A 24,694-nucleotide genomic window follows, 5' to 3' on the forward strand; every position below is an offset into this window, starting at 1 on the left:
GGGCCGGTATAGACCGGTAAACAGGTTTAATCCGCATTGAAGGCATTGGGGAGCCATTCTAACTGGCTACCGGTAATGGCTAAAACATCAAAACGGCAAGATGATGTGTCAAAACTGGCTCCTCGCCCTGCCAGCCAAACGGCAGCGGCATGCAGCAATCGCCGTTGCTTGCGGTAAGTCACACTGGCCGCGGCGTCACCAAAAGCGTCACTGCGCCGGTAACGGACCTCGACGAACACCCAGGTTTGGCCATCACGCATGATAAGGTCGAGCTCACCTCCACGTACCACCACGTTAGCGGCGGTGAAGGTCAGCCCTGCGCGCTCCAGGTATTGGCGGGCCTGGTTCTCATAGCCCGCCCCCTTGGCGCGTTGACTCAGGAGACCGGAACGACCGAGCCCTGGCGGTATTGCAGCCAAGTCAGTTTCCTGTTGATCACACAGTTAGGTGACGATGTCAGCAAGCCGGTGGTTCCTGAAACCTGGAATCCTGGCAACTGGCGCATTTGAGCAAAGTGATTGGCCAATGTCCAGGCATCCATCCCCATGGCGTAGAGACGTACCAGAGAATAGTCGTTGCGGAACTTGGCGGTAGCTTGCTGCTGCAACTGTGGATTGGCCCCTGCCAGCAGAGGAATATCGCTGAATTGCAGGCCTTCCATTTCCAGACGGAAGTCCGGGCCGGCACCGGCCTGATAGCTGCGTGAGCTGGCAAACATGGCAGGTTTGCTGCGAGAGCTGGTGGTCATGTCGATCATCGGCTTGATCAGCGTCAGTTGGTCCTGCGTGGCAACGATATACACCGAGTCCACACCGCCACCGGTAGAGGCTGGGATATCGCTTGGTGGCGCAGGGATCGTCAAGCCTGCAATAGTCACCGACTGCGGTGCTGCCGCCTGTGAGGCTACCGGGGTGCCACTCATGCGGACCCCGCCGCTGTTGACCATCTGGCGTAACTCACCGGCAGAACCGATCCCTTGTTGCAATACGGTCTGACCACCGAGTTTCTGCCACTCTTCGGTGAAGGCCTTGGCAACTCGATCGCCAAATGCGCCGCGTGGCAGCAGCAGTAACGGCTGGCGCTTTTGCTGCTCCCAGATATGACGGGCGGCATCGCGGGCTTCGTCTTCTGGCGACAGAGCGAAGTAGCAGATATTCGGGCTATCCTTCGGCTGCTCAGGTTGGTTGAGTGCCAGCACGTTCAACGTAGTGGACGTGGTAGCCAGTTGATCAACTTCGGCCTTCAACAGCGGGCCGACGATCAGGGTTGCGCCATCCTGCTGGGCTTGGGCCAACAGCGCTGGCAGAGGCTGGCTGGTGGTATCGTATACCTTCACCTGCCCACCGGTTGCCGGGGCTGGCGTCACCGGAGCTGGAGCCGCGGGCTGCACTGCGGCGACCTGAGTTGCATCCGCCGCAGGTGCCGAAGTACTTACTGCACCGTTAGCATTGTCTGGCGTTGCCGCAATACTCTGGTCTGGATTAGTGACGGGTTGCTGTGCCGGAACCGGCGCGGCGATGGCTATGCCACTCTGCGCCGCGTTAAAGCCCTGCTGGATCGCATCGGCAAACACCTTGGCCTGGCCGTTCAACGGCAGCAACAGGGCGATATGCGAGGTCGAAGCCTGGGTGAAGTTCAGCACCTGATTCAACTGGGTTGGCAGGCTTTTTGCCGCCGGATTCTGCGGGTAGCGGTTTTGCCAGTCTTTGATCCCGGCTTTCAGCAGATCGGGATCCTGACGGTTGTCCTGATAGACACGTAACAGATCCAGCCAGCCTTGCAGCACGTTTTCGTTGGCGTTAATCACCAGGCTGTTCATGTCGGCCGGTTTCAGGCCAAGCAGGGTCTGCCAGGTTTTGTCCAGATTATCCTGATGAGCCTGGGCGCTAAGCAACGGCTCCTGGGCGATATAGGCACGGATCAGCGGCAGAGAGGCTTGGCCCTGGTTGGCCGCGATCTGCGCCTGATACAGGCGAACCAGCTGATTAGGTGACAGCGCGCTGCTGTCTATTTTGTTCAACGCATCACGGGCTGCGCCTAAATTCTTGTTGGCCACCTGCAATTCTGCGCTCAATAGTTGGCGCTCTTGCTGTTGTGTCCCCGTCATGTCTTGTGGCAGCGAACTCAGTTGCTCGGCGGCCTGCGGCAGCTTGCCTTCGCGAGTTAATGCGCGAATAGCAAGTAATTGCCAGTCAGCCTTGTTATTATCGCTGCTTTGCTGCAACTGCTGCAGATAGTAATCAGAGTTGGCACTGGCTTCGTCCTGGATATTTGAGGGCGGAGTCTGTGGAACCTGACTTGGACAACCAGCTAACAGCAGGGCTGCCAGTACAACAGGCACTAATCGCCCTGCTTTGGTACGAAGGAATGTTGAGGAAAGCATACTGTATCCAGTGATGTTTTTTTCAAGATGCTCAATATTAAATCGGCAATCCGGATGAAACAATGAATCAACACCAACAATCAGTTATTTCTGCATCAACGCTGTACGTGGTGCCCACCCCCATCGGTAACCTGGGGGACATGACGCATCGGGCAATAGAGGTACTGAAGAGCGTGGATCTGATTGCGGCGGAAGATACGCGCCATACCGGGTTGCTGCTGCAACACTTTGCTATTAGCGCGCGGTTGTTTGCGCTGCATGACCATAACGAACAGCAGAAGGCGGACCAACTGCTGGCAAAACTGCAGGAAGGTCAGAGCATAGCACTGGTCAGTGACGCAGGCACGCCACTGATTAACGATCCGGGTTATCACCTGGTGCGCCGTTGCCGTGAAGCGGGGATCCGCGTCGTACCGCTGCCGGGCGCCTGTGCTGCCACTACCGCGCTGTGTGCCGCCGGTGTGGCTTCCGATCGCTTTTGCTACGAAGGCTTCCTGCCTGCAAAAACCAAAGGCCGTAAGGATACCCTGCTGGCGCTGGCAGAGGAACCGCGAACGCTGATTTTCTATGAATCTACCCACCGTTTGTTGGAAAGTTTACAGGACATGGTCACCGTGTGGGGGCCGCAGCGCTATGTGGTTCTGGCGCGTGAGCTGACCAAAACCTGGGAATCGATTCACGGTGCTCCGGTAGGGGAACTGCTGGCCTGGGTGCTAGAGGATGAGGTACGTCGCCGGGGGGAAATGGTGCTGATTGTGGAAGGCCACAAGGCACAGGAAGACGATTTGCCGCTCGAAGCGCTGCGCACCCTGGCCCTGCTGCAAAAAGAGCTGCCGCTGAAAAAGGCGGCGGCGCTAACCGCAGAGATCCACGGCGTAAAGAAAAATGCACTGTATAAACATGCGTTGGAGCAACAGGAACAGTAAAGCGGTTGACCTGCTGGCGCAGCAACGCTACTATCCGCGCCGGAGTTGACCAGACAGTCGCCGCTTCATTGCCGTCCTCTTCGGGGGAGACAGATGGAGGGGAGGAAAGTCCGGGCTCCATAGGGCAGGGTGCCAGGTAACGCCTGGGAGGCGCAAGCCTACGACTAGTGCAACAGAGAGCAAACCGCCGATGGCCCGCGCAAGCGGGATCAGGTAAGGGTGAAAGGGTGCGGTAAGAGCGCACCGCGCGACTGGCAACAGTTCGTGGCACGGTAAACTCCACCCGGAGCAAGGCCAAATAGGGGTTCGCATGGTACGGCCCGTACTGAACCCGGGTAGGCTGCTTGAGCCAGTGAGCGATTGCTGGCCTAGAGGAATGACTGTCCACGACAGAACCCGGCTTACCGGTCAGCTCCCTCTATATAGATAACCCCGCGTGACGAAAGTCGCGCGGGGTTTTTCTTTTTCTTATATCGGCAAATCAATCAGTAACGCACGTAACGGTGCTTTGGCCTGAATGGTGAGGCGATGTTCTTCGCGGATAAACGCACCGTCACCACAGGTCAGGCGCTGGCTGTCATTATGTTCGCCATTTACCTCGACGGTGCCATGGATCGATTGCAGGTAGGCGCGTGGCCCGTGCAGGTTCAGCGTCTGCTGCGCACCTGCCGCTAGGTTCAAATGATGGATCCAGACCTGTTGGCGCAGTTGCAGGCTGCCCTGGCTCCCATCTGGTGAGGCCAGCAGTGTATAGGGCTGCTCTGTCAGGCTCAAGCGCTGCACACGCTCGTTACTGCGCTCTGGGCAGGCGTCCAGCCATAACTGCATCCGTGTCAGTGGCGTGTTGTTGCTGACGTTCTGTTCGCTATAGCTCAGCCCCGGCTGCGTAGCCAGTAATAGCGCTTCTCCAGCGGCTGCACGCACGGTGTTGCCGTCGCTGTCCCGGTATTCGGCTTCGCCCTGCAAGATCAGATTCAGGATATCCACATTGGGATAGGCGCGTGGCTGGAAGGCGGCACCCGGTGCCAATACCTCCTGATTGAGTACCCGTAGTGAGGCATAGCCCATCAGTTTGGGATCGAAATAGTGGCCAAAGGAAAAGGTATAGCGAGCCTGTAGCCAACCAAAGTCAGCTTGCCCGCATTGTTGTGCTGTTCTGCATGTGATCATGGCAATCGGCTCTCTAAATTCATTATCCTGATGGTAAGCATCTGGACGCCGGATTGTTAGCCAGTTAATCTGGTCGGAATATTCAAATTTCCTGAAAGAGAGTTTCGATGGCCAGAGATCGGGCGTTAACGCTTGAAGCGCTTAGGGTAATGGATGCGATCGACCGTCGTGGCAGCTTTGCCGCGGCTGCCGATGAGCTGGGGCGAGTGCCTTCGGCGCTCAGCTACACCATGCAAAAATTGGAAGAAGAACTGGATGTGGTGTTGTTTGACCGCTCCGGGCATCGCACCAAATTCACCAACGTGGGACGCATGCTGCTCGAACGTGGCCGCGTACTGCTTGAAGCAGCAGACAAGCTGACGACCGATGCTGAGGCACTGGCGCGGGGGTGGGAAACCCATCTCACCATCGTCAGCGAAGCGCTGTCACCGGCCTACAAGCTGTTTCCGCTGGTCGATAAACTGGCGTTGAAGGCCAATACCCAGGTGTCGATCTTTACCGAAGTGTTGGCCGGGGCTTGGGAGCGCCTGGAGCAGGGCCGGGCCGACATCGTGATTGCGCCGGATATGCACTTTCGCGCCTCTTCTGAAATCAACACCCGTAAGCTGTACAAGGTGATGAGCGTGTATGTTGCCGCGCCGGAGCATCCGATCCATCAGGAGCCGGAGCCGTTGTCTGAGCTGACCCGGGTCAAATACCGTGGGATTGCGGTGGCGGATACCGCGCGGGAGCGGCCGGTGTTGACGGTACAACTGCTGGATAAACAACAACGCCTGACGGTGAGCACCATCGAAGACAAGCGCCGCGCTTTATTGGCGGGGCTAGGGGTGGCCACCATGCCTTATCAGATGGTGGAGAAGGATATCGAGCAGGGGCGTTTGCGTGTAGTGGGGCCGGAATACAGCCGGGAGGCGGACATCATCATGGCCTGGCGGCGCGACAGCATGGGCGAGGCCAAGTCCTGGTTCCTGCGCGAGATCCCGCGCCTGTTTGCACGCGAGGAAAATCAGTAACGTCCCCTCACCCTAACCCTAACCCTAACCCTCTCCCAAAGGGAGAGGGGATCGATCGAGTTCGCTATTGATTGCTGAAGTTTGCCTGTGCACCGTGCCATTTTGTTGTCGATCACAGCATCCAATTATGGCACCGTTGCAGCCCCTTCTCCCTTTGGGAGAAGGTTGGGATGAGGGGAAACGTTCAGGCTAGCGCCAATCAACCAAAACGCACATCGCGCCCGTGGGGTTCATCCAGATCCTGCGCAGGGCCGATTGAAATGATCCCGTGCGGATTGATGGTGGCATGGCTGCGATAGTAGTGATTGCGGATATGCGCCATATCGACCGTTTCGGCAATCCCCGGCATCTGGTAGATATCGCGCAGGAAGCCGTACAGGTTGAGATAGTCGCTGATGCGGCGTTGGTCGCATTTGAAATGGGTCACGTAGACCGGATCGAAGCGGATCAGCGTGGTCCATAGGCGTAAGTCGGCCTCGGTCAGGCGATCGCCAGTCAGATAGCGGTGCTGGCCAAGGATCTGTTCCAACCGTTCCAACGAGGCAAACACGCCGTTGACGGCTTCGTCATAGGCATCCTGGCTGGTAGCAAAACCGGCCTTGTACACCCCGTTGTTCACCGAGTCGTAAATCCAGCCGTTGAGCGAATCGATCTCTTCACGCAGTTCTTGCGGATAATAATCCCCAGCCCGCGCGCCTACTCCATCGAAAGCACTGTTGAACATGCGGATGATATCGGCAGACTCATTGCTGACGATGGTCTGTTGCTGCTTATCCCACAGCACCGGCACGGTAACGCGGCCGCTATACTGTGGATCGGCACGCAGATAGAGTTGGTAAAGAAAATCAGCGTGATACAACGTATCGCCGGTGGCCGCAGGGAAATCCTGGCCGAAGGTCCAGCCGTTTTCCAACATCAGCGGATGCACGACGGAAACGGGAATGGTGTTCTCCAGTCCCTTCAACTTGCGCATCAACAGGGTGCGGTGCGCCCAAGGGCAAGCCAGCGAAACGTACAGATGGTAGCGATCTTGCTCGGCCTTAAAACCCGCCTTGCCATGTTCTCCCGCAGCACCGTCTGGCGTAACCCAATTGCGAAACTGAGAGGTTGAACGCTTGAAACGGCCCCCGGTGGATTTGGTGTCATACCAGGTGTCTTGCCAAACGCCATCAACGAGTTGTCCCATGAGATCCTCCAATGTGTCTGAAAAAGTCAACAGGCCCGGCATGGAGCCGAGCCTGTTGGCGATATTATAAGCTTACCACTTTTTGTTCAGAATGCGGTCAATGCTGAAGCCACCAGGGCCTGCAATCGCCAGCACGATGAAGCCACCGGCAATGGTCAGGTTTTTCATAAACATCAGCTGGTTCACGCCTTCGGCAAAGTTGGTGTGGAACAGCAGCGCGGTCAGGATGGTGAAACCGGCGGTGAACAGTGCCACGGTACGGGTCAGGAAGCCGAACAGGATTGCCAGGCCGCCGCCAAATTCCAGCAGGATGGTCAGTGGCAGCAAGAAGCCAGGTACGCCCATCGCTTGCATGTACTGTTGGGTGCCGGCATAGGCATCACCCATTTTGCCGTAGCCTGCAACGATAAACAGGATTGGCATCAGAACACGTGCAACCAGCAGACCTGCATCTTCTAATTTTTTCATCATTAACTCCAAAAAGTGTTGTGGCTTGCCAAGCTTGGCATTGGTACCGCCAAGGGGCTTGTTGCCACCATGACCGGTTGATGGAGTGAATGTTAGACGGGAATGCTGCGGGTTGTTAGCAAGTAAAACTGTCGTACTTTTTCAAAAAATATGAATATTAGTTAGGGCGTGAAATGGTTTCAAAATCATATTGTTATGATTTTAAAATGGCAGGTAGAGTAAAAAACACGCAAATCAGAGGGGGTAACAACGGGATAATTGAACCTTTTACCGTGGGGTTATTTCTTGGGGAGTGCGTTACGGATCAGACGAACGGTGCCCCAGACGCTGAGCGCCCGACGTGACCAACGGATCAACTTGCTGGGATGGCGAATGCCGTACAGCGCAATCACGCTGGAACCGATAGCCACAAACTTACGCAGCCCATACAGGGTCTGCCAGCTGCGATCGAAGGGTTCGGTCTTTTGCAGCCACTGGCTTTTGTTGGCGGCCAGATCCAGACGTTGTTGCTGGATCTGCCGGATAAGTTGCTCTTTTCTGCGTTCACGGTACTGGCGGTGATTCATGACTCTCCTCCAGTTCAGCACGATCAAGTTCCAATTGTTGACGTGTTGCTCCTAACAGGGTCGAACGGCGAGCCTTGGACAGCGTCCAGAAGATCCCCACAATGGCCAGGAACAGCAGAATAGCGGTAGTTGTGCCCAGAGCCATCAGGCGATAGGCGGGGTCGATGGCCCAGAAGATCAGGATTAACAGGCTCATCAGGCCAAAGGCGGTAAACAGCAGGGTAAGGCCCGCCATCATCAGCAACTGAATGATGTTGGCTTTCTCCTCTTCCAGCTCGATAACGGCCAGACGCACCCGGGTTTCCACCATGCCGACCATAATGGTGACAATCCGTTGGGCGATATCCAGGACCCCTTTACCGGGGCCCTGTGCGCGCGTTTGCGGCTGCTCTGCCATAATCAGCGGCGCGCGAGCAGAACGCCTAACACCACGCCAACCGCAGCGCCGATACCGATACCGGTCCACGGGTTTTCACGGACGTAGTCATCGGCCTGGCCAGCCATCTGCTTGGTTTGGTGCGCCAGTTTGTCACCGGCATCGCTCAGGCGGGCACGGGTTTCTTTCAGTGCGCCTTCGGCTTTGGAACGCAGTTTGTCCAGTTCAGCTTTCGGTTTATCGGTAGAAGAGTTCAACACTTCTTCCAAGGTATCGGCCAGGGACTTCAGTTCAGCGCGTAAGTTTTCTGCATTTGAATCATGTGCCATTTCGATAACTCCTTAACATTAACTTCGACAGACTTTTAACATAGCGGATTTATTCACTTAAGCAAAGGTTTATACCCGGAGGATATCCCTAATCATCAGCGGTATGGCTTATGAAAATCCCGCCAGATGGGCCGCTAAACGATAAATCCGCTAATATAAAAAATTATTTGGCCTGCGCGGCTTGCAACTCAGCCTGGGCTTCTGCCAGCTTTTTCTGCTTGTTGGCGATTTTATCCGCCTTGCCGGTTTCCTGGGCTTCTTTCAGCTCCTGCTCACGCTCGGCAACTTTTTCCTGTTTATCCGCAATCGCCTTCTGACGATCGGCCTGTAAACCGGCCTCGGTGCAATGGGTCTGCACTTCGCTCAGGGCTTTCTGCAAGCCTGCCACGCGGTGGCTGTTGCCATGCTTGGTGGCATAATCTATCTGAGTCTGGATCTCTTGGGCTTTGCTGGCACAAGTCTCGACCGCTGCCTGCGAAAGCGCAGAAAAAGCGAACAGGGGGATGGCCAGTGACAAAGTGTGGCGTAATTTCATAATTTCAATTCCTTAATGCTGGGAGACAATGATGATGCTCCCGGTTTCCTGCTGCCCAAGGGGCAGTGCGACAGGTGGCCTACGCGGCTGACTTATGCTGACTATCAGCATAGTCACAAATTGCGTAGAACCCCAAAGACAAGACTGTAGATGATTTTTAATCGCCTTGTAGGGGCGCTGCGTGCTACACCCGCTGAGATAATATCTTAAATGAGAACGAATTATCCCAGATCAAGGGGGGCTCGTGTAAATTTACGTACCCAGTAAGCGGGGAGCGAGGGTCCGTTCAGGGCAATGACATAGCCTGGGGGCAGGATGTTTTTCAGGGCTTCACTGGCCAGCAGTTGCTGCTCTGGGGTATCCAGGCGGATCACCAGGCCATCGCCCTCTGGCGTAATGCTTTTGATACGGATGCCGCGTTCATCCAGCCGCTGATAGACATAAAAACCATCCGGCAACGATAGGCCCTGGTGAAGCGAGTGAATACGCAGCTCGCTTTCCGTACGCAGGATGTACGGCACCAGCGCGGCGGCCAATGCCAGCAATAGCACTGAAAGCATCAGAGCGTATTGCCAGCGTGGGCGTTTGGCTTTCACGCGCCTTTTCCTGCGCGGTCAGCACGTTTTTTGCGCCACAGTACCACCAGGGAACCCACCAGACCGACCACCAGCAACACCAGCGGCAGCATCATCAGGCCAAACATCAACTGGTCTTCATACTTGCGGAACATCGGGGTTTTCCCGAGAGCAAAGCCGACCGAGACCAGGATCAGGACCCACAGCAAGCCACTCATCCAGTTAAAGAACTGGAAGCGTGCATTGCTCAAACCGGACAAGCCAGCAATGGTTGGCAACAGCGTACGTACGAAGGCCAGAAAACGGCCAACCAACAAGGCCGAGAGGCCATGGCGGTGGAACAATTGATGGGCACGCTGATGGTAATGAGCGGGTAGGTGGGCTAGCCAGCCCTGTACCGTGGGCGTATTGCCTAGCCATCGGCCCTGGATGTAACTGACCCAGCAGCCCAGGCTGGCCGCAGTTGTCAGGATCAGAATGGTCACCGGGAAATTCATGGTGCCTTTGGCAACCAACACGCCGACCAGGATCAGCAGGCTATCACCCGGCAGGAAGGCGGCGGGCAGCAGGCCATTTTCCAGAAATAAAATCATAAACAGCAAGACGTACAGCGTCCAGACCAGCGAAGGGTTGGCCAGCGTTTCAAAGTCTTGCTGCCATAAGGCATCCAACAGTTGCTTAATGATATCCATCCGGTGTTCCTAAAAACGTCATTGTTTATTTTCGTTCAGCGGCCCGGTGGCGGTAAGCTCGCGAAGAACCCTGGCTGCTGAAGATGATGATCGGTGTTGCTTTATTCTTTGGTTCTAATGGGGCGACACCGGATCATGAGTGATACGTTAGCGAGCCACGGTAAAGCATGTTGCTTTCTTTCCAACCCCCGAGCCGGCTTTGCTGCTGCGGGAAGTCTAATGTCCAATTGACCTGCCGCAACCGGTTGGGGGCTGGGTTATCTGCCTGCCATTGAGGCCGAAGGCGATAGCCCAAGTCCGTTGCTAAAGTATAGGCTGGAACCGATTGGGTTGGAGCCTGCAACGAGCTGGGATAGGAATGCATCCGGGGCAATGACAACAATAATTTGCCGAGGGGTTTGCGGCGGAGTTCAGCGTGTGGACGGTAATCTTGATCGTAGGGGGAAATACTCTGCTCAGCAAAGGGGGCCTGAACATTTAACGCGGAGGCTAAAGCTACGGTTTGTGCGGCATACAGCTTTGGGCCGGAGACCGAACCGGTCCAGCAGAAAAGAGCAATAAGCATGGCAAACAACCAGCGCATGTATTCGCGTTCCGCCCCCAAAGCCAGTCAATAAAAAAGTGGGCTAACTTTACCAAAATAGCATGATTGGCAACAGGGAAATCTACGTGGTGGCTGGGGAAATATCGCGCAGTGGGCGGCCGTACCGGGATCGATTCAGCCGTTTTTACAATACCTGACATTCAGCGCCATTGCTTGATGGGCAAAAGCTATTTGGCGGTGGTGGTCACGCTGTCCAAATGGATCACCGGATTCTCGGCAAACAGGTAGCGATCGGCGTTGTATTCGAAATCGTCGGTGGTGGCATTGAACAGCATCTGTTTGGTGTTTTCCAGATGTTGCCACATGGCCAGTTTGGCGCCATGCGGATCCTTACGTATCAGAGCCTTGAGGATCTCATCATGATCGTCACACCAGCTGGCAATGGAACGCTCATCGATGTGTTCGTGCAGTTTGATCCAGTAAGGGTTGCTGACACGCTGTGCCCACATTTTTTCCACGATGGTGGCCATGGCGGTGTTCTGAGTGGCCAGTGCGACCTGCACGTGGAATTTGAGATCCCACTGCGAATCGCGGAAGCGATCCTCTTTGCGTGCCTGCTCCTGGATCTCCATCAGTTGGACGATATCCTGTTTGGTCACCTGGGTGGCAGCGAACTCGGCGATATTACTTTCGATCAACTGGCGGGCCTGTAGCAGCTCAAAAGGTCCGGAGGTGGCAAACTCGAGGCTTTCACCGGGCATAACCAGGTGTTTTTGCTGGTTGGAGATCACATGGATACCCGAACCTTTGCGCACTTCCACGTAACCTTCGACTTCCAGCATGATGATTGCCTCACGCACCACGGTGCGGCTGACGTTCATCTCTTCCGCGATATAGCGCTCGGCTGGCAGCTTCTCCCCGACCGGGTAGACCCCGCCCTCAATGCGCCGTTTCAGTTCGGCGGCCAATTGCTGATAAAGGCGTCTGGTGTCAGTGAATTCCATAGTGAATACTCGGCGGTAGAAGGGCGTGTTGCCATAAGACCTGTTATACCACTTATCTGTTGGAGCCGCTAGCGAGTCAGATGCAAAAAGCCCGGCTCCAAGGCCGGGCTGTGCGGGATTAACTGCTGGCGTCTGCCGTTTGCAATCGCTCCTGTTCCAGTTCGGAAACCGGCTTGTTTTGCAGCACGGTCCAGATCACGATGGCGGCCAGAATATCGAACACCGACAGCGCGGCGAACAGCGGGCTGAAGCCCATGGTGTCAGCCAATGCGCCGACCACCAGGGCGAACATGGTGCTTGCCGTCCAGGCGGCCATTCCAGTCAGCCCGTTGGCGGTGGCGACCTCGTTACGGCCAAAGACGTCTGACGACAGCGTAATCAGCGCACCGGACAGCGCCTGGTGGGCAAAGCCCCCAATGCACAGCAAGGCGATGGCAACATAAGGGCTGGTGAACAGGCCGATCATGCCAGGGCCAATCATCAGCACGGCGCCCATGGTGACGACCAGTTTGCGTGAGACGATCAGATTGACGCCGAAATGCTTTTGGAAGAACGGTGGCAGATAGCCACCCAGGATGCAGCCGAAATCGGCGAACAGCATTGGCATCCAGGCGAACATGGCAATTTCTTTCAGGTTAAAACCGTAAGCCTTGAACATGAACAGCGGGATCCAGGCGTTGAAGGTTCCCCAGGCAGGTTCTGCCAGAAAACGTGGCAGCGCGATGCCCCAGAACTGACGGTTACGCAGGATCTGCCAGGCTGACATCTTCTTGGCGTTGGTGGTCTGGTGATGCGCTTCCTGACCATCAAGAATGTAATCACGCTCTTCGGTACTGAGTTTTTTCTGGTCCTTCGGGTGCTTATAGAAGATCAGCCAGCAGATGGCCCAGATCAGGCTCAAGACCCCGGTAATGATAAACGCCATTTCCCAGCTGTGAGCCACAATCGCCCAGACCACCAGGGGAGGCGCGAGCATCGCACCCACGGAGGAGCCTACGTTAAAGTAGCCCACGGCGATGGAGCGTTCTTTGGCCGGGAACCATTCGCTACTGGCTTTCAGGCCAGCAGGGATCATGGCCGCTTCGGCCATACCGACCGCACCACGGGCCATCGCCAGACCGACCCAGCTATTAGCCAGCGCGGTGCCCATACAGAAGATAGCCCACAGAATGGCAAACATCGCATAGCCGATTTTGGTGCCGAGCACGTCAAGGATATAGCCTGCAACGGGCTGCATCAGGGTATAACAGGCTGAATAGGCGGCAACAATATAGGAATACTGCTGGGTTGTGATCCCCAGCGAGCCTTCCAGCGAGGGTGCTGCGACAGACATCGCATTGCGGGTCAGATAACCGAGCACGGTGCCGATAGTCACCAGGCCGATCATATACCAGCGTAAGCCTTTAATTTTACGCATCCCAAATCTCTCCCAGTCTTAAAATTTCGGCCACTGGCAAACCCGTGGCGGTCTTTGGTGGTGATTCCCTTTCATTGTGTTGCCGGTATTCCTGTTACCGGCGCCGCCCTGCGCATTGCCATAGTGAGTGATTGGTAACCGTTGGCAGGGTGGCGAAAAGATAACTTGTCATACAGATTTAAAAGTTGAGTGACATCACAAAAACCATTATTTTTTTAGGTGATAATGCTTGGCACCATATGGCATTGGTTTAACAAGCGTTGTCTGGATAGAGGCCTGAAAGCCGCGATAAAGGGCAAGGAAAGGTAAAATTCTGCTAGACGCTAGATTAAATTGGTGTGATAACTTTCTAAAAGTTGACAGCAAGGCTAGCCAGGAAAAAGGTGAGGAACCCATTATGGCCACGTTTTTGAGCGATGATTTTTTGTTAGACAGTGAATTTGCCCGCCGCCTGTATCACGACTACGCGGCGGATCAGCCGATTTTCGACTATCACTGCCATCTGCCGCCGCAGCAGATTGCCGAAAACACCCGTTTTAAAAACATGTACGATATTTGGCTGAAGGGTGATCACTACAAATGGCGCGCGATGCGCACCAACGGCGTGGCTGAACGCCTGTGTACCGGCGATGCTTCTGACCGCGAGAAATTTGATGCCTGGGCAGCCACGGTGCCGCATACCATCGGCAACCCGCTGTATCACTGGACGCACCTGGAATTGCGCCGTCCGTTTGGCATCACCGGCAAGCTGCTATCCCCAACCACCGCCGATGAAATCTGGCAGCGTGGCAATGAACTGCTGGCGCAGGACGCTTTCAGCGCGCGCGGCATCATGAAGCAGATGAAGGTGAAAATGGTCGGCACTACCGACGATCCGATCGACGATCTGCGCCACCATAAAGCCATCGCCGCCGACGGCAGTTTCGATATCAAAGTGTTGCCAAGCTGGCGGCCAGATAAGGCCTTCAATATTGAAGCCGCTGGGTTCAATGACTATCTGCAACAGTTGGAAGCCGCCGCAGATACCTCCATCAGCCGCTTCAGCGATTTGTGTGATGCGCTGAAAAAACGCCTGGATCACTTTGCCGCTCACGGCTGTAAAGTTTCCGATCACGCGCTGGACGTCGTGGTTTATGGCGAGGCCGACGAAGCTACGCTGGACCAGATCCTGGCACAACGCCTCGGCGGTGAGTTGCCAACTCCACAGCAGGTTGCCCAGTTCAAGACTGCGGTGCTGCTGTTCCTGGCCGCTGAATATCAGCGCCGCGAATGGGTGCAGCAATACCACATTGGCGCGCTGCGTAATAACAACAGCCGGATGTTCAATACCATCGGCCCGGATATCGGCTTTGACTCCATTAACGATCAGCCCGTCGCTGAATCTCTGTCTCGTCTGCTGGATGCTCAGGCCAAGCAGGGAGGACTGCCGAAAACCATTCTTTACTGCCTCAACCCACGGGATAACGAAGTGATCGGCACCATGGTCGGCAACTTCCAGGGCGAAGGTACGCCGGGCAAGATGCAGTTTGGCTCTGGCTGGTGGTTTAACGATCAGAAAGACGGGATGCAGCGCCAGATGACGCAGTTGGCACAGCTTGGGCTGCTTAGCCGCTTTGTCGGCATGCTCACCGACAGCCGCAGCTTCCTGTCCTATACCCGTCACGAATACTTCCGCCGCATCCTGTGCCAGATGATTGGCCGTTGGGTAGAAGATGGCGAAGCCCCGGCGGATATCGCGTTACTGGGTGAGATGGTGAAAAACATCTGCTTCGACAATGCCAAACACTATTTCGCTATCGAATTAGCGTAGTTACAGCTCAAGGTTGGTTTATGCAAAGCATCATAAAGATCCATGCAAAAGATAATGTGGCGGTCGCGCTGTGTGATTTGGCTGCGGGTGACCAGCCCAACTGGGAAGGGCGGTCGATCACACTGGCACAAGACGTGGTACGTGGGCACAAGTTTGCTCTTGAGCCCATCGCTGCCGGTGAGATGATCGTCAAATACGGCTTGCCGATCGGCCATGCGCTGGTGGCCATTGCCGCAGGCGAACATATTCATTCGCAAAATGCCAAAACCAACCTGAGCGATCTCGACAGCTATCAGTATCAACCGGAGTTCCAGACCTTACCGGCGCAGGCGGCAGATCGTGAGGTACAGATTTACCGCCGCAGCAACGGTGAGGTCGGGATCCGCAACGAATTGTGGATCATTCCGACCGTGGGCTGTGTGAACGGCATTGCGCGCCAGATCCTGCAACGCTTCCAGAAGGAAACTGAGGATGCGGCGGGGATCGACGGTGTACACCTGTTCAGCCACCCCTTCGGTTGTTCGCAGCTCGGCCAGGATCATGAGAACACCCGTACCATGCTGCAAAATATGGTGCGCCATCCCAATGCCGGTGCGGTGTTGGTCATTGGCCTGGGCTGTGAGAACAACCAGGTGGATGCCTTCCGCAGTACGCTGGGTGAATTTGATGAGCAGCGCGTGCGCTTTATGGTCTGCCAGCAACAGGACGATGAAGTTGCCGACGGATTGGCGCACTTGCACGCGCTATACCAGATTATGCGCGACGATCGCCGCCAGCCAGGTAAACTCAGCGAACTGAAGTTTGGCCTGGAATGTGGGGGATCGGACGGTTTATCGGGGATCACGGCCAACCCGTTGCTGGGCTGCTTCTCGGACTACGTGATTGCCAACGGCGGCACCACGGTGCTGACCGAAGTGCCGGAAATGTTTGGTGCCGAGCGTATTCTGATGAGCCGTTGCCGTGATGAAGGGACCTTTGAAAAAACCGTCAGCATGGTCAACGACTTCAAACAGTATTTTATTGCCCACAACCAACCGATTTACGAGAACCCTTCGCCGGGCAACAAGGCCGGGGGGATCACCACGTTGGAAGAAAAATCCCTGGGCTGTACCCAAAAAGCCGGGCAGAGCCAGGTGGTGGACGTGCTGAAATACGGTGAACGCCTGCGTCTGCCGGGGCTGAACCTGCTGAGTGCGCCGGGTAATGATGCTGTTGCCACCAGCGCGCTGGCGGGGGCCGGATGCCATATGGTGCTGTTCAGCACCGGGCGGGGGACACCTTACGGTGGCTTTGTGCCAACGGTGAAGCTGGCGACCAACTCGGAGCTGGCGGCGAAAAAACCACACTGGATCGATTTTGATGCGGGCCGCCTGATCCATGGTTTGCCGATGGCGCAGATGCTGGAGCAGTTTGTCGATCTGATCGTCGCCATTGCCGATGGTCAACCGGCGCGCAATGAAGTGAATGATTTCCGCGAGTTGGCGATCTTTAAAAGCGGCGTAACGTTGTAATGCTTGGCGGGCGGGAGTAGCATAAAACGGCGTTTCACCTTTCAGCGCCTTGTTATTACCGCCTCAGGATCTCCCTAATGACGTTTTATTGGTTTGCGCAGTCCGTTGGCGTGCTGGCTTTTTTAGTGGGCATCACCAGCTTTTTTAATCGCGATGACCAGCGTTTCAAACTGCAACTGTCGGGCTACAGCCTGATTATCGGCATCCATTTTCTGTTGATGGGGGCCAACGCGGCAGGGAGCAGCGCTCTGCTTAGCGCCTGTCGCAACCTGGTTTCCATGAAGACTCGCAGCCTATGGGTGATGTGGATCTTCATCACCCTCACGTTGATCATCGGGCTATCCCGTTTCCACTATTGGATCGAACTATTGCCGATCTTTGGCACCACCATCAGCACCTGGGCGCTGTTTCGCACCCGTGGTTTAACCACCCGTTGCGTGATGTGGTGTTCAACGGCCTGTTGGGTCACCCATAATATCTGGCTGGGTTCGATCGGCGGTTCGCTGATTGAAGGCAGCTTCCTGCTGATGAACGGCTTTAACATTATCCGCTTCCGCCGTCTGCAACTGCGCGGTATCGATCCTTTTGCGGTCGAAAAGAACGCAGCCCCTCACCCTAACCCTCTCCCACCGGGAGAGGGGGCCGATCGAGAAGATTTGAAAATTCAGTAATGCACTTTTGATGAGGGGCGATTGAGTTTGTCGAAATGATCTTCTTTCTTTCAACAGAGTAGGGGCTAACAGCTCCCTCTCCCTGTGGGAGAGGGTTGGAGTGAGGGGATACTTAACGTACTTTCAGCGGGTCTTCACTGGCCAAACGCTGGTCTTCCGCCTGACAAACAGCAGCGGTAAACAGCACGTCAGTGGAGGAGTTCAACGCGGTTTCCGCCGAGTCCTGCAACACGCCAATAATAAAGCCGACCGCAACCACCTGCATCGCGATTTCGTTAGGAATACCGAACATGTTGCACGCCAGCGGGATCAACAGCAGTGAACCACCAGCCACGCCAGATGCGCCACAGGCACAAATCGCAGCTACCACACTCAGCAATAGCGCCGTCGGGATATCAACCGGGATGCCCAGCGTATTAACTGCCGCCAGCGTCAGTACGGTGATGGTGATTGCGGCACCCGCCATGTTGATGGTTGCGCCCAATGGGATGGAAACCGAATAGGTATCTTCATTCAGATTCAGTTTTCTACTCAGCTCCATATTCACTGGGATGTTTGCTGCGGAACTGCGGGTAAAGAAGGCGGTAACGCCACTTTCACGCAGGCAGGTGAACACCAGCGGATAAGGGTTGCGGCGGATTTTCCACCAAACGATCAGCGGGTTCAGCACCAGCGCTACCAGCAGCATGCAGCCAATCAGCACGAACAGCAACTGGGCATAGCCCCACAGCGCGCCAAAGCCGGTTTCCGCCAGTGTCGAAGCTACCAGACCAAAAATACCCAGCGGTGCACAGCGGATCACTGCGCGTACTACCATGGTCACGGCGTGAGACATGTCATTGATCAGCGATTTGGTGGTTTCAGAGGCATGACGTAGCGCCAGCCCCAAACCAACAGCCCAGGCTAGAATGCCGATATAGTTGGCATTGATCAGCGCATGGAACGGGTTGGCGACCACACTCATCAGCAAGCCTTTGATTACTTCAACGATGCCCCCCGGTGGGTTGATATCGGTGGTGCCGACGGCCAGTGCCAGCGTGGAAGGGAACATAAAGCTGATCACCACAGCAGTGAGCGCGGCGGCAAAGGTACCCAGCAGATAGAGGAACAGGATTGGGCGAATGTTGGTTTTTTGACCCTGCTTATGGTTAGCGATGGAAGCCATGACCAACACCAGTACCAGCAGTGGAGCAACGGCCTTTAGAGCACCGACGAACAGTGTACCGAGCAGGCCAATAGCGGCTGCGGCGTCTGGTGAAACCAGTGCCACCATAATGCCCGCGACCAGGCCGATCATGATTTGCTTAACCAGGCTGCCCTGAGTGATGCGTAGTAATAGTTTATTCATGTGCTCTTGCGTTTCCGCTCCCTGAGAATGTGATGTACAGACTGCTGCGCCTCGGCAGAACGATGCCGGGCAACTTATCGTCATATCTGTAACTAAGTGTGTTTGCCAAGTCAGTATTCAGTAAACGATGGGGGTTGGAAAGGGGGGAAGGTGAAATTCTCTGCACGGATCAATGATTGATAACATGCTGTTTACATTTGTGTGATCACCATAACATTTGGCGTTTAAGGCTATTTGCCAAATAATCGCGGGGCGTCTAGCGCCCCGACTAATAGATTATGACGTGCTGAGGACTACCCGGCCATCGGCTGGCGAGCCCCAAGGCTGGCGACAAAGTCCTGCAGCAACCGTTGGCTGAACGGCGTGTCGCTAACCTGCTGTTGTTTAAGTTGATAGGTTTGCTGATTGGCCGGTTCCAATTCACTGAGCCAGTTCAGGTAGTGCTGCATGATTGCCCCGTTAAATTCCGGGTGGAATTGGGTGGTCAAGGCGTTATCGCCGTAGCGCAGGATTTGGCAGGCGTCCTGTTGTGAACGGGCCAGCACTTCGGCTCCGGGCGGCGGAGTCAGCACGCTTTGCGAATGGATCAGGTTAGCTTTGAAGCGCGAAGGCAGGGCGGCTAGACGCTCATCATGGTGGGCTGCGGGCAACAGTTCGATATCCAGAGTTCCGACTTCCATGCCCTGTGGGTGATAACCCACCTCGCCGCCCAGGGCATAAGCCAAAAGCTGGTGGCCATAGCACACGCCAAAGATCGGCAACTTGATGCGCATTGCCTGGCGCAACCACTCTGCCGCCTGCTCGCTCCAGGGTAAGCGTTCGGTCACCATCGCGGCTGAGCCGGTGATCACCACGCCGCAATACTCTGCGGGCGATAACGGCGTCTCACCGGCAAGAACGTGCACGATGTGCACACGATCGGTGGCGATGTTCCCTTGTTGCACAAACATCTGCTCAAAGTTGGCCAGTTCCTGTTGAATGGCTTGTGGCGCATCGCCGGTTTGCATCAACAACAGCGGTTTCATTTTATTCTCCGTCGGCGGGGAACACTACGCCGGTCTGGCGGCGGATCTCGGTCAGCAAACTGGCGACGATCAGGGAATTTTCCAGCCCCACATGCTCGACCTGCTGTTGTTCCACCAGATCGGCAAATACTTGCGCTTCGTACAGCATGGTATTGATGTGCTGCGGTTGGGTCAGTACCTGGCTATGTTCACCGCGCGGCGTCAGCACCACGCCTTGGACTTCGGAGATCTTGTCGATCACCAGTGTGCCTTCTTCACCCTGGATCTCACTGGGAATATTCGAGTTGCTGACTTTGGAATGACTGATCACGACGTCAAAGTCGCCATAGTTCAGGCACACGCTGCCGTGGGCATCGACCCCGGTATCCAGCAACGTCGCGCTAGCCAATACCGACTGCGGTGCACCAAACAGCGCCACGGTGCTGGCCACGCAGTAATAGCCAATGTCCATGATCGAGCCGTTGGAAAAGCGTGGGTTAAAGGTGTTTGGGTTTTCACCAGCCAGGTAACGCGGATAGCGAGACGAGTATTGGCAATAGTTGATAAACGCCTTACGCAGTTTGCCTATCTTCGGCAACGCCTGTTGCAGAGCGAGGAAATTCGGCAGATGGGCGCTTTTGAACGCTTCAAACAGCACTACCTGATTTTCCCTTGCGCAGGCCACCAACTGTTCCACTTCGCGCAGATTTGACGCCAGCGGTTTCTCGCAAATCACATGTTTTTTATGGCTGAGGAACAGCAGCGATTGTTGGCAGTGCAGAGAGTTGGGGCTGGCGATATACACCGCATCAATGACGTCGGATTGTGCCAACGCTTCCAGCGAGTCAAAGAAATGTTCGACCGGGTAGTTGGCGCCAAATGCCTGCGCCTGTTCAAGCTTGCGCGAATAGATGGCGGTCAGCTTCATCTTGCCGCTTTCGTGAGCCGCATCGATAAAACGTTCGGTGATCCAGTTGGTGCCGACAACAGCAAAGCGAATCATGGGTGACTCCGATTTCCACAGGAAGATAGCTTAGGGAACCAGATTATCACGCCGCAAAGGATAGGCGAATATTTGCTTAAAAATGCTGACTATTCATAGAGTTCACCAAACAAGGAAAGATGGGTCAGATACAGGCGGGTATCAAACTCCAACTGGTGATAGCTGGGTTCCATATGGCAGCACAGGCTGTAGAACGCCTTGTTGTGGTCTTTCTCTTTCAGATGCGCCAGTTCGTGGACCACGATCATGCGCAGGAAAGGTTCCGGGGCGTTTTTAAATACCGTCGCTACGCGGATTTCGGCCTTGGCCTTCAGCTTGCCACCCTGTACCCGGGAAATGGCGGTGTGCAGGCCCAAGGCGTGCTTCATCACCTGGATCTTGCTGTCGTAGGCCACTTTGCTCAGCGGTTGCGCATTGCGTAGGTACTGATTTTTCAGATCGACGGTAAACTGATAGAGCGACTTGTCGGTCGTGCAGCCGTGCACCTGTGGATAGCGCTGTAGCAAAACCTCGCCCAGCCGCTGTTGCTGGATGAGTTGTTGCACCTGGATTTGCAGATGATCGGGGTAGCCTTGCAGGTAGCTCAGTTCGGACATGTTATTCAGTATTCAGTGGTAAACCGGGGCGAGCATTGTATGACGTTTTGTTGTACAAATCCGCTAAAGGGCAATTAATCCCAAAAAACATTTTACTGTGGAGCGTTTTTAGGGGATAAACAGCCCAAATTTATCATTCAGGAGGGGCAATGAGCCAACTCGATCTGGGAACACAGCAACTTGAGCTGGAGCGTTATCCCCAACAGGAAGAAGCCACCCAGTTGCAGGCGTGGGAAGCGGCGGACGAATATCTGCTGCAACAGTTGGACAATGTCGACATCGGCGAACGCCCGGTGCTGATTTTCAACGACAACTTTGGCACGCTGGTATGTGCACTGCACGGCCATAAGCCTTACAGCATCAGCGATTCTTACATGAGCCAGTTGGCGACCCGCCACAACCTCAAGCTCAATGAACTCGATGTTGAACAGGTTACACTGCAAGACAGCCTGGCAGAATTGCCAGCTAACCCGGCGGTCGTTCTGATCCGCATCCCGAAAGCGTTGGCGTTGCTGGAGCAGCAACTGCGTGCCCTGCGTGACGTAGTCGCCCCCGATACGTTGATCGTGGCCGGTGCTAAAGCGCGTGATGTGCATACCTCGACCATGCAGGTGTTTGAGCGAGTGCTTGGCCCGACCCGCACCAGCCTGGCCTGGAAAAAGGCGCGTCTGATTTATTGCCAGGTTGCCGACATCGTGCCACCGGCCGCGCCGGAAACCACCGACTGGTTGCTGGATGATACCGATTGGCTGATCCACAACCACGCCAACGTGTTCTCACGTAGTGGCCTGGATATTGGTGCACGTTTGTTCCTGGAGCACCTGCCGAAAGAGTTGCAGGGGCATATTGTCGACCTCGGCTGTGGCAACGGCATTATCGGTATGCGTGCCTTGGTGCAGAACCCATTGGCACAGATGACCTTCGTCGATGAGTCTTATATGGCGGTGGCTTCCAGCGAACTGAACGTGGCACACAATCTGCCGCAGGATATGGATCGCTGTCAGTTTGAAGTGAACAACTCACTGGCGGGCATTGAGCGTGAAAGCGTGCAGGCCGTATTGTGCAACCCACCGTTCCACCAGCAGCATGCGATCACCGATCACACCGCCTGGCAGATGTTCTGCGACGCCAAGCGCTGCCTGCAAGTGGGTGGTGAGCTATGGATCGTGGGCAACCGCCATCTGGATTACTACCAGAAGCTGAGACGTTTGTTTGGCAACTGCACCACGGTGGCTTCCAACCAGAAGTTCTTGATCCTCAAAGCGGTCAAGTCTGGCGCTCGGTATTAAGTCGGAGGGCGTAGCGTGTAATGCATACGCCCAACCTCTTGGGGTCAGTTCACATGCTGCGCCCTTCTAGATAATTACAGTGCCATTGCCAGCCGCGTGCCCTGATCGATAGCGCGGCGGGCATCCAGTTCGACGGCCACATCGGCACCGCCAATCAGATGTACCGTTTTTCCCATCTCCAGCAGCGGTTGCTGCAATTCACGGCGCGGTTCCTGCCCGGCACAGATCACCACCGTATCTACCGGCAAACAGCTCTCCTGCTCGGCGCGCAGGATATGCAGACCTTCGTCGTCAATGCGTTGATAGTTCACGCTATTGAGCATCTTCACGCCGCGCACCGTCAGGCTGGTACGATGGATCCAACCGGTGGTTTTACCCAGACCTTCACCCACCTTGCTGGTTTTGCGCTGTAATAGGAAAATCTGGCGCGGCGATGGTGCGACCTCCGGCCCTTGGGCACTCAACCCACCACGCTCGTTAAGCTGCGGATCGATGCCCCATTCGCGATTAAACGCGGCCGGATCCAGACTGCTGGAGGTGCCATGCTGACTGAGGTATTCGGCTACGTCGAAGCCAATCCCGCCGGCCCCGATGATGGCGACCCGCTGGCCAACCGGTTTTTTATCTCTTAGCACATCCAGATAGTTCATCACCTTGGCGTGTTCGATGCCCACAATGGCTGGCAGGCGTGGCACGATGCCGCAGGCGAGGATCACCTCATCGAAATCAGCGAGATCCTGTGGATTGACCTGCTGGCCCAGTTTCAGCTCCACTTCATTGAGCGCCAGTTGGCGGCGAAAGTAGCGTAACGTCTGGTGAAATTCTTCCTTGCCGGGGATTTGCTTGGCGATATTGAACTGGCCGCCGATCTGCTCGGCAGCGTCAAACAACGTCACCTGATGCCCACGGCTAGCGGCGGTAGTGGCAAACGCCAACCCGGCAGGCCCTGCACCCACCACGGCCAGCTTTTTAGGCGTTGCCGTAGTGGTGAATGGCATTTCGCTTTCGCGGCAGGCGCGAGGATTCACCAGGCAGGAGGTCAGCTTATGATCAAAAATCTGATCCAGGCAGGCCTGGTTACAGCCGATGCAGGTGTTGATTTCGTCGGCGCGGCCTTCGGCGGCTTTTTGCACGAATGCGGCGTCCGCCAGGAAGGGGCGCGCCATGGAGACCATATCGGCACAGCCGTCGGCCAACACCTGCTCGGCTACCGTAGGATCGTTGATGCGGTTGGTGGTGATCAGTGGGATCTTCACTTTCCCCATCAGTTTGCGTGTTACCCAACTGAATCCGGCGCGTGGCACCATAGTGGCAATGGTGGGAATACGGGCTTCGTGCCAGCCGATCCCGGTGTTGATCAGCGTTGCACCAGCCTGTTCGATCGCCAGCGCCAGTTGCTCGATCTCCTGCCAACTGGAGCCGTCTTCCACCAGATCCAGCATCGATAGGCGGTAGATCAGAATAAATTCCGGGCCGGTCGCCTGGCGTACCGCTCGCACAATTTCCACGGCGAAACGCATGCGGTTGCTGAAACTGCCGCCCCATTGATCGGTACGCTGATTGGTGCGCGACACCAGGAATTGGTTAATCAGATAGCCTTCAGACCCCATGACCTCTACGCCGTCGTAGCCCGCCTGCTGTGCCAATGCCGCACAGTTGGCGAAATCGGCAATGGTTTGTTCGACTTCTTGCGAGGTGAGCTCCGCCGGACTGAACGGGTTGATCGGTGCCTGTAGCGCCGAAGGGGCCACTGGCCGTGGCTGATAGCTATAGCGCCCGGTATGCAAGATTTGCAGGGCAATTTTGCCCCCGGCCTGATGGACTGCATCGGTCACGATTTGGTGATGGGCCACCTGTTGTGGCTGGTTCAGCACCGATGCTCCGCGATAGACCACGCCTTTTTCATTGGGGGCGATACCGCCAGTGACGATAAGAGCAACACCGGCAGCGGCCCGCTCGGCATAGAATGCCGCCATACGCTCCGGGCCATTGGGCAGTTCTTCCAGGCCGGTATGCATCGAGCCCATCAGCACCCGATTTTTCAGGGTGGTGAAGCCAAGATCCAGCGGCGCAAGCAGGTTGGGGTAAGCGCTCATTGCAGTCTCCAAAATATTTATAGTTATAGACGACCTTGAAGTGGTCGGATGAGATAAATCTAGCCGTTGTCGCCGCACTTGGGAAACGAGGATGTGCTGAATGTGATAGACCTCATGTTTGCAATCGGGATAAAAGATCGGCTACCATCTGCTCGCTTTACTCTTTTCTCTTTGCGGAGCCA

25 protein-coding genes and 1 other RNA gene are annotated in these 24,694 nt (G+C 55.6%); 7 read left to right on the top strand and 19 right to left on the bottom strand.

Going from position 1 to position 24,694, the window contains the following annotated elements:
* Positions 1-26: 26 nt before the first annotated feature.
* Entirely contained in the window at positions 27-380 is a 354-nt protein-coding gene (locus U869_RS0111760; protein ID WP_025120032.1) for a YraN family protein, read from the bottom strand.
* Complete coding sequence (locus U869_RS0111765) at positions 377-2,383, bottom strand: penicillin-binding protein activator (RefSeq protein WP_025120031.1); 2,007 nt, start codon at positions 2,381-2,383, stop codon at positions 377-379. The genes U869_RS0111760 and U869_RS0111765 overlap by 4 nt, the downstream gene beginning before the upstream one ends.
* 62 nt (positions 2,384-2,445) lie before the next feature.
* Here U869_RS0111765 and rsmI point away from each other — a divergent pair, with 62 nt between their 5' ends.
* Together rsmI and rnpB are read left to right on the top strand one after the other, a co-directional pair.
* Complete coding sequence (rsmI, locus tag U869_RS0111770; RefSeq protein ID WP_025120030.1) at positions 2,446-3,309, top strand: 16S rRNA (cytidine(1402)-2'-O)-methyltransferase; 864 nt, start codon at positions 2,446-2,448, stop codon at positions 3,307-3,309.
* Between the two features lie 41 nt (positions 3,310-3,350).
* Positions 3,351-3,729, top strand: an RNA gene (rnpB, locus tag U869_RS30035) — RNase P RNA component class A.
* Between the two features lie 48 nt (positions 3,730-3,777).
* On the opposite strand, the gene U869_RS0111775 is transcribed toward rnpB, so the two are convergent.
* Complete coding sequence (locus U869_RS0111775) at positions 3,778-4,479, bottom strand: pirin family protein (protein WP_025120029.1); 702 nt, start codon at positions 4,477-4,479, stop codon at positions 3,778-3,780.
* A 107-nt stretch (positions 4,480-4,586) separates the two neighbouring features.
* On the opposite strand from U869_RS0111775, the gene U869_RS0111780 reads away from it, so the two are divergent.
* Entirely contained in the window at positions 4,587-5,492 is a 906-nt protein-coding gene (locus tag U869_RS0111780; RefSeq protein WP_025120028.1) for a LysR family transcriptional regulator, read from the top strand.
* 199 nt (positions 5,493-5,691) lie between these two features.
* Here the strand turns inward: U869_RS0111780 and U869_RS0111785 are convergent, their stop codons facing one another.
* From U869_RS0111785 to U869_RS0111830, 11 genes are all read right to left on the bottom strand, one after another.
* The gene (locus U869_RS0111785; protein ID WP_025120027.1) at positions 5,692-6,678 is read right to left on the bottom strand and encodes a glutathione S-transferase family protein; all 987 of its coding nucleotides are present in this window, start codon (positions 6,676-6,678) and stop codon (positions 5,692-5,694) included.
* Positions 6,679-6,750: 72 nt separating this feature from the next.
* Positions 6,751-7,146: a DoxX family protein gene (locus tag U869_RS0111790; protein ID WP_025120026.1), complete on the bottom strand. Its 396-nt coding sequence runs from the start codon at positions 7,144-7,146 to the stop codon at positions 6,751-6,753.
* A 278-nt stretch (positions 7,147-7,424) separates the two neighbouring features.
* Entirely contained in the window at positions 7,425-7,712 is a 288-nt protein-coding gene (locus tag U869_RS0111795) for a YqjK-like family protein (RefSeq protein ID WP_025120025.1), read from the bottom strand.
* On the bottom strand, positions 7,690-8,109 hold the full coding sequence (locus U869_RS0111800; protein WP_025120024.1) for a phage holin family protein: 420 nt from the start codon (positions 8,107-8,109) through the stop codon (positions 7,690-7,692). Before U869_RS0111800 ends, U869_RS0111795 begins: the two co-directional genes overlap by 23 nt.
* A gap of 2 nt (positions 8,110-8,111) precedes the next feature.
* Complete coding sequence (locus U869_RS0111805; RefSeq protein ID WP_025120023.1) at positions 8,112-8,417, bottom strand: YqjD family protein; 306 nt, start codon at positions 8,415-8,417, stop codon at positions 8,112-8,114.
* Between the two features lie 163 nt (positions 8,418-8,580).
* Positions 8,581-8,952 carry a DUF1090 domain-containing protein gene (locus U869_RS0111810; RefSeq protein ID WP_025120022.1) on the bottom strand — a complete coding sequence of 124 codons (372 nt, stop codon included), beginning with the start codon at positions 8,950-8,952 and terminating at the stop codon, positions 8,581-8,583.
* 221 nt (positions 8,953-9,173) lie between these two features.
* Entirely contained in the window at positions 9,174-9,512 is a 339-nt protein-coding gene (mzrA, locus tag U869_RS0111815; protein WP_037408381.1) for an EnvZ/OmpR regulon moderator MzrA, read from the bottom strand.
* A gap of 32 nt (positions 9,513-9,544) precedes the next feature.
* The gene (locus tag U869_RS0111820) at positions 9,545-10,219 is read right to left on the bottom strand and encodes a DedA family protein (protein ID WP_025120020.1); all 675 of its coding nucleotides are present in this window, start codon (positions 10,217-10,219) and stop codon (positions 9,545-9,547) included.
* Positions 10,220-10,352: 133 nt separating this feature from the next.
* Positions 10,353-10,802 carry a hypothetical protein gene (locus tag U869_RS30640; protein ID WP_071998234.1) on the bottom strand — a complete coding sequence of 150 codons (450 nt, stop codon included), beginning with the start codon at positions 10,800-10,802 and terminating at the stop codon, positions 10,353-10,355.
* A 188-nt stretch (positions 10,803-10,990) separates the two neighbouring features.
* Complete coding sequence (exuR, locus tag U869_RS0111825; protein ID WP_025120019.1) at positions 10,991-11,767, bottom strand: transcriptional regulator ExuR; 777 nt, start codon at positions 11,765-11,767, stop codon at positions 10,991-10,993.
* Positions 11,768-11,885: 118 nt separating this feature from the next.
* The gene (locus U869_RS0111830; RefSeq protein WP_025120018.1) at positions 11,886-13,184 is read right to left on the bottom strand and encodes an MFS transporter; all 1,299 of its coding nucleotides are present in this window, start codon (positions 13,182-13,184) and stop codon (positions 11,886-11,888) included.
* 397 nt (positions 13,185-13,581) lie between these two features.
* Between U869_RS0111830 and uxaC the strand changes: the two genes are divergently transcribed.
* The 3 genes from uxaC to U869_RS0111845 all read left to right on the top strand — a co-directional run bounded on the left by uxaC (position 13,582) and on the right by U869_RS0111845 (position 17,176).
* Positions 13,582-14,994: a glucuronate isomerase gene (gene uxaC, locus U869_RS0111835; protein ID WP_025120017.1), complete on the top strand. Its 1,413-nt coding sequence runs from the start codon at positions 13,582-13,584 to the stop codon at positions 14,992-14,994.
* A 20-nt stretch (positions 14,995-15,014) separates the two neighbouring features.
* Positions 15,015-16,505 carry a UxaA family hydrolase gene (locus U869_RS0111840; RefSeq protein ID WP_025120016.1) on the top strand — a complete coding sequence of 497 codons (1,491 nt, stop codon included), beginning with the start codon at positions 15,015-15,017 and terminating at the stop codon, positions 16,503-16,505.
* A gap of 77 nt (positions 16,506-16,582) precedes the next feature.
* Positions 16,583-17,176 (top strand): YgjV family protein, encoded by a 594-nt coding sequence (locus tag U869_RS0111845; protein ID WP_025120015.1) that lies wholly within the window; start codon positions 16,583-16,585, stop codon positions 17,174-17,176.
* A gap of 112 nt (positions 17,177-17,288) precedes the next feature.
* Here U869_RS0111845 and sstT read toward each other — a convergent pair whose 3' ends face one another.
* The 4 genes from sstT to U869_RS0111865 form a co-directional block, all read right to left on the bottom strand.
* Positions 17,289-18,524 carry a serine/threonine transporter SstT gene (sstT, locus tag U869_RS0111850; protein WP_025120014.1) on the bottom strand — a complete coding sequence of 412 codons (1,236 nt, stop codon included), beginning with the start codon at positions 18,522-18,524 and terminating at the stop codon, positions 17,289-17,291.
* Positions 18,525-18,817: 293 nt separating this feature from the next.
* A complete protein-coding gene (locus tag U869_RS0111855; RefSeq protein WP_025120013.1) occupies positions 18,818-19,549 on the bottom strand; it encodes a glutamine amidotransferase in 732 nt (243 codons plus the stop codon).
* 1 nt (position 19,550) lies between these two features.
* Positions 19,551-20,531, bottom strand: coding sequence for a Gfo/Idh/MocA family protein (locus tag U869_RS0111860; protein WP_025120012.1), 981 nt, complete (start codon positions 20,529-20,531; stop codon positions 19,551-19,553).
* Between the two features lie 89 nt (positions 20,532-20,620).
* Positions 20,621-21,127 carry a M48 family metallopeptidase gene (locus U869_RS0111865; protein ID WP_025120011.1) on the bottom strand — a complete coding sequence of 169 codons (507 nt, stop codon included), beginning with the start codon at positions 21,125-21,127 and terminating at the stop codon, positions 20,621-20,623.
* Positions 21,128-21,276: 149 nt separating this feature from the next.
* Between U869_RS0111865 and rlmG the strand changes: the two genes are divergently transcribed.
* On the top strand, positions 21,277-22,416 hold the full coding sequence (gene rlmG / locus U869_RS0111870; protein ID WP_025120010.1) for a 23S rRNA (guanine(1835)-N(2))-methyltransferase RlmG: 1,140 nt from the start codon (positions 21,277-21,279) through the stop codon (positions 22,414-22,416).
* 74 nt (positions 22,417-22,490) lie between these two features.
* Here the strand turns inward: rlmG and U869_RS0111875 are convergent, their stop codons facing one another.
* Positions 22,491-24,512 carry an NADPH-dependent 2,4-dienoyl-CoA reductase gene (locus tag U869_RS0111875; protein ID WP_025120009.1) on the bottom strand — a complete coding sequence of 674 codons (2,022 nt, stop codon included), beginning with the start codon at positions 24,510-24,512 and terminating at the stop codon, positions 22,491-22,493.
* Between the last annotated feature and the right edge of the window lie 182 nt (positions 24,513-24,694).

Source organism: Serratia sp. H1w, from assembly GCF_000633355.1.
Lineage (GTDB): Bacteria > Pseudomonadota > Gammaproteobacteria > Enterobacterales > Enterobacteriaceae > Chania.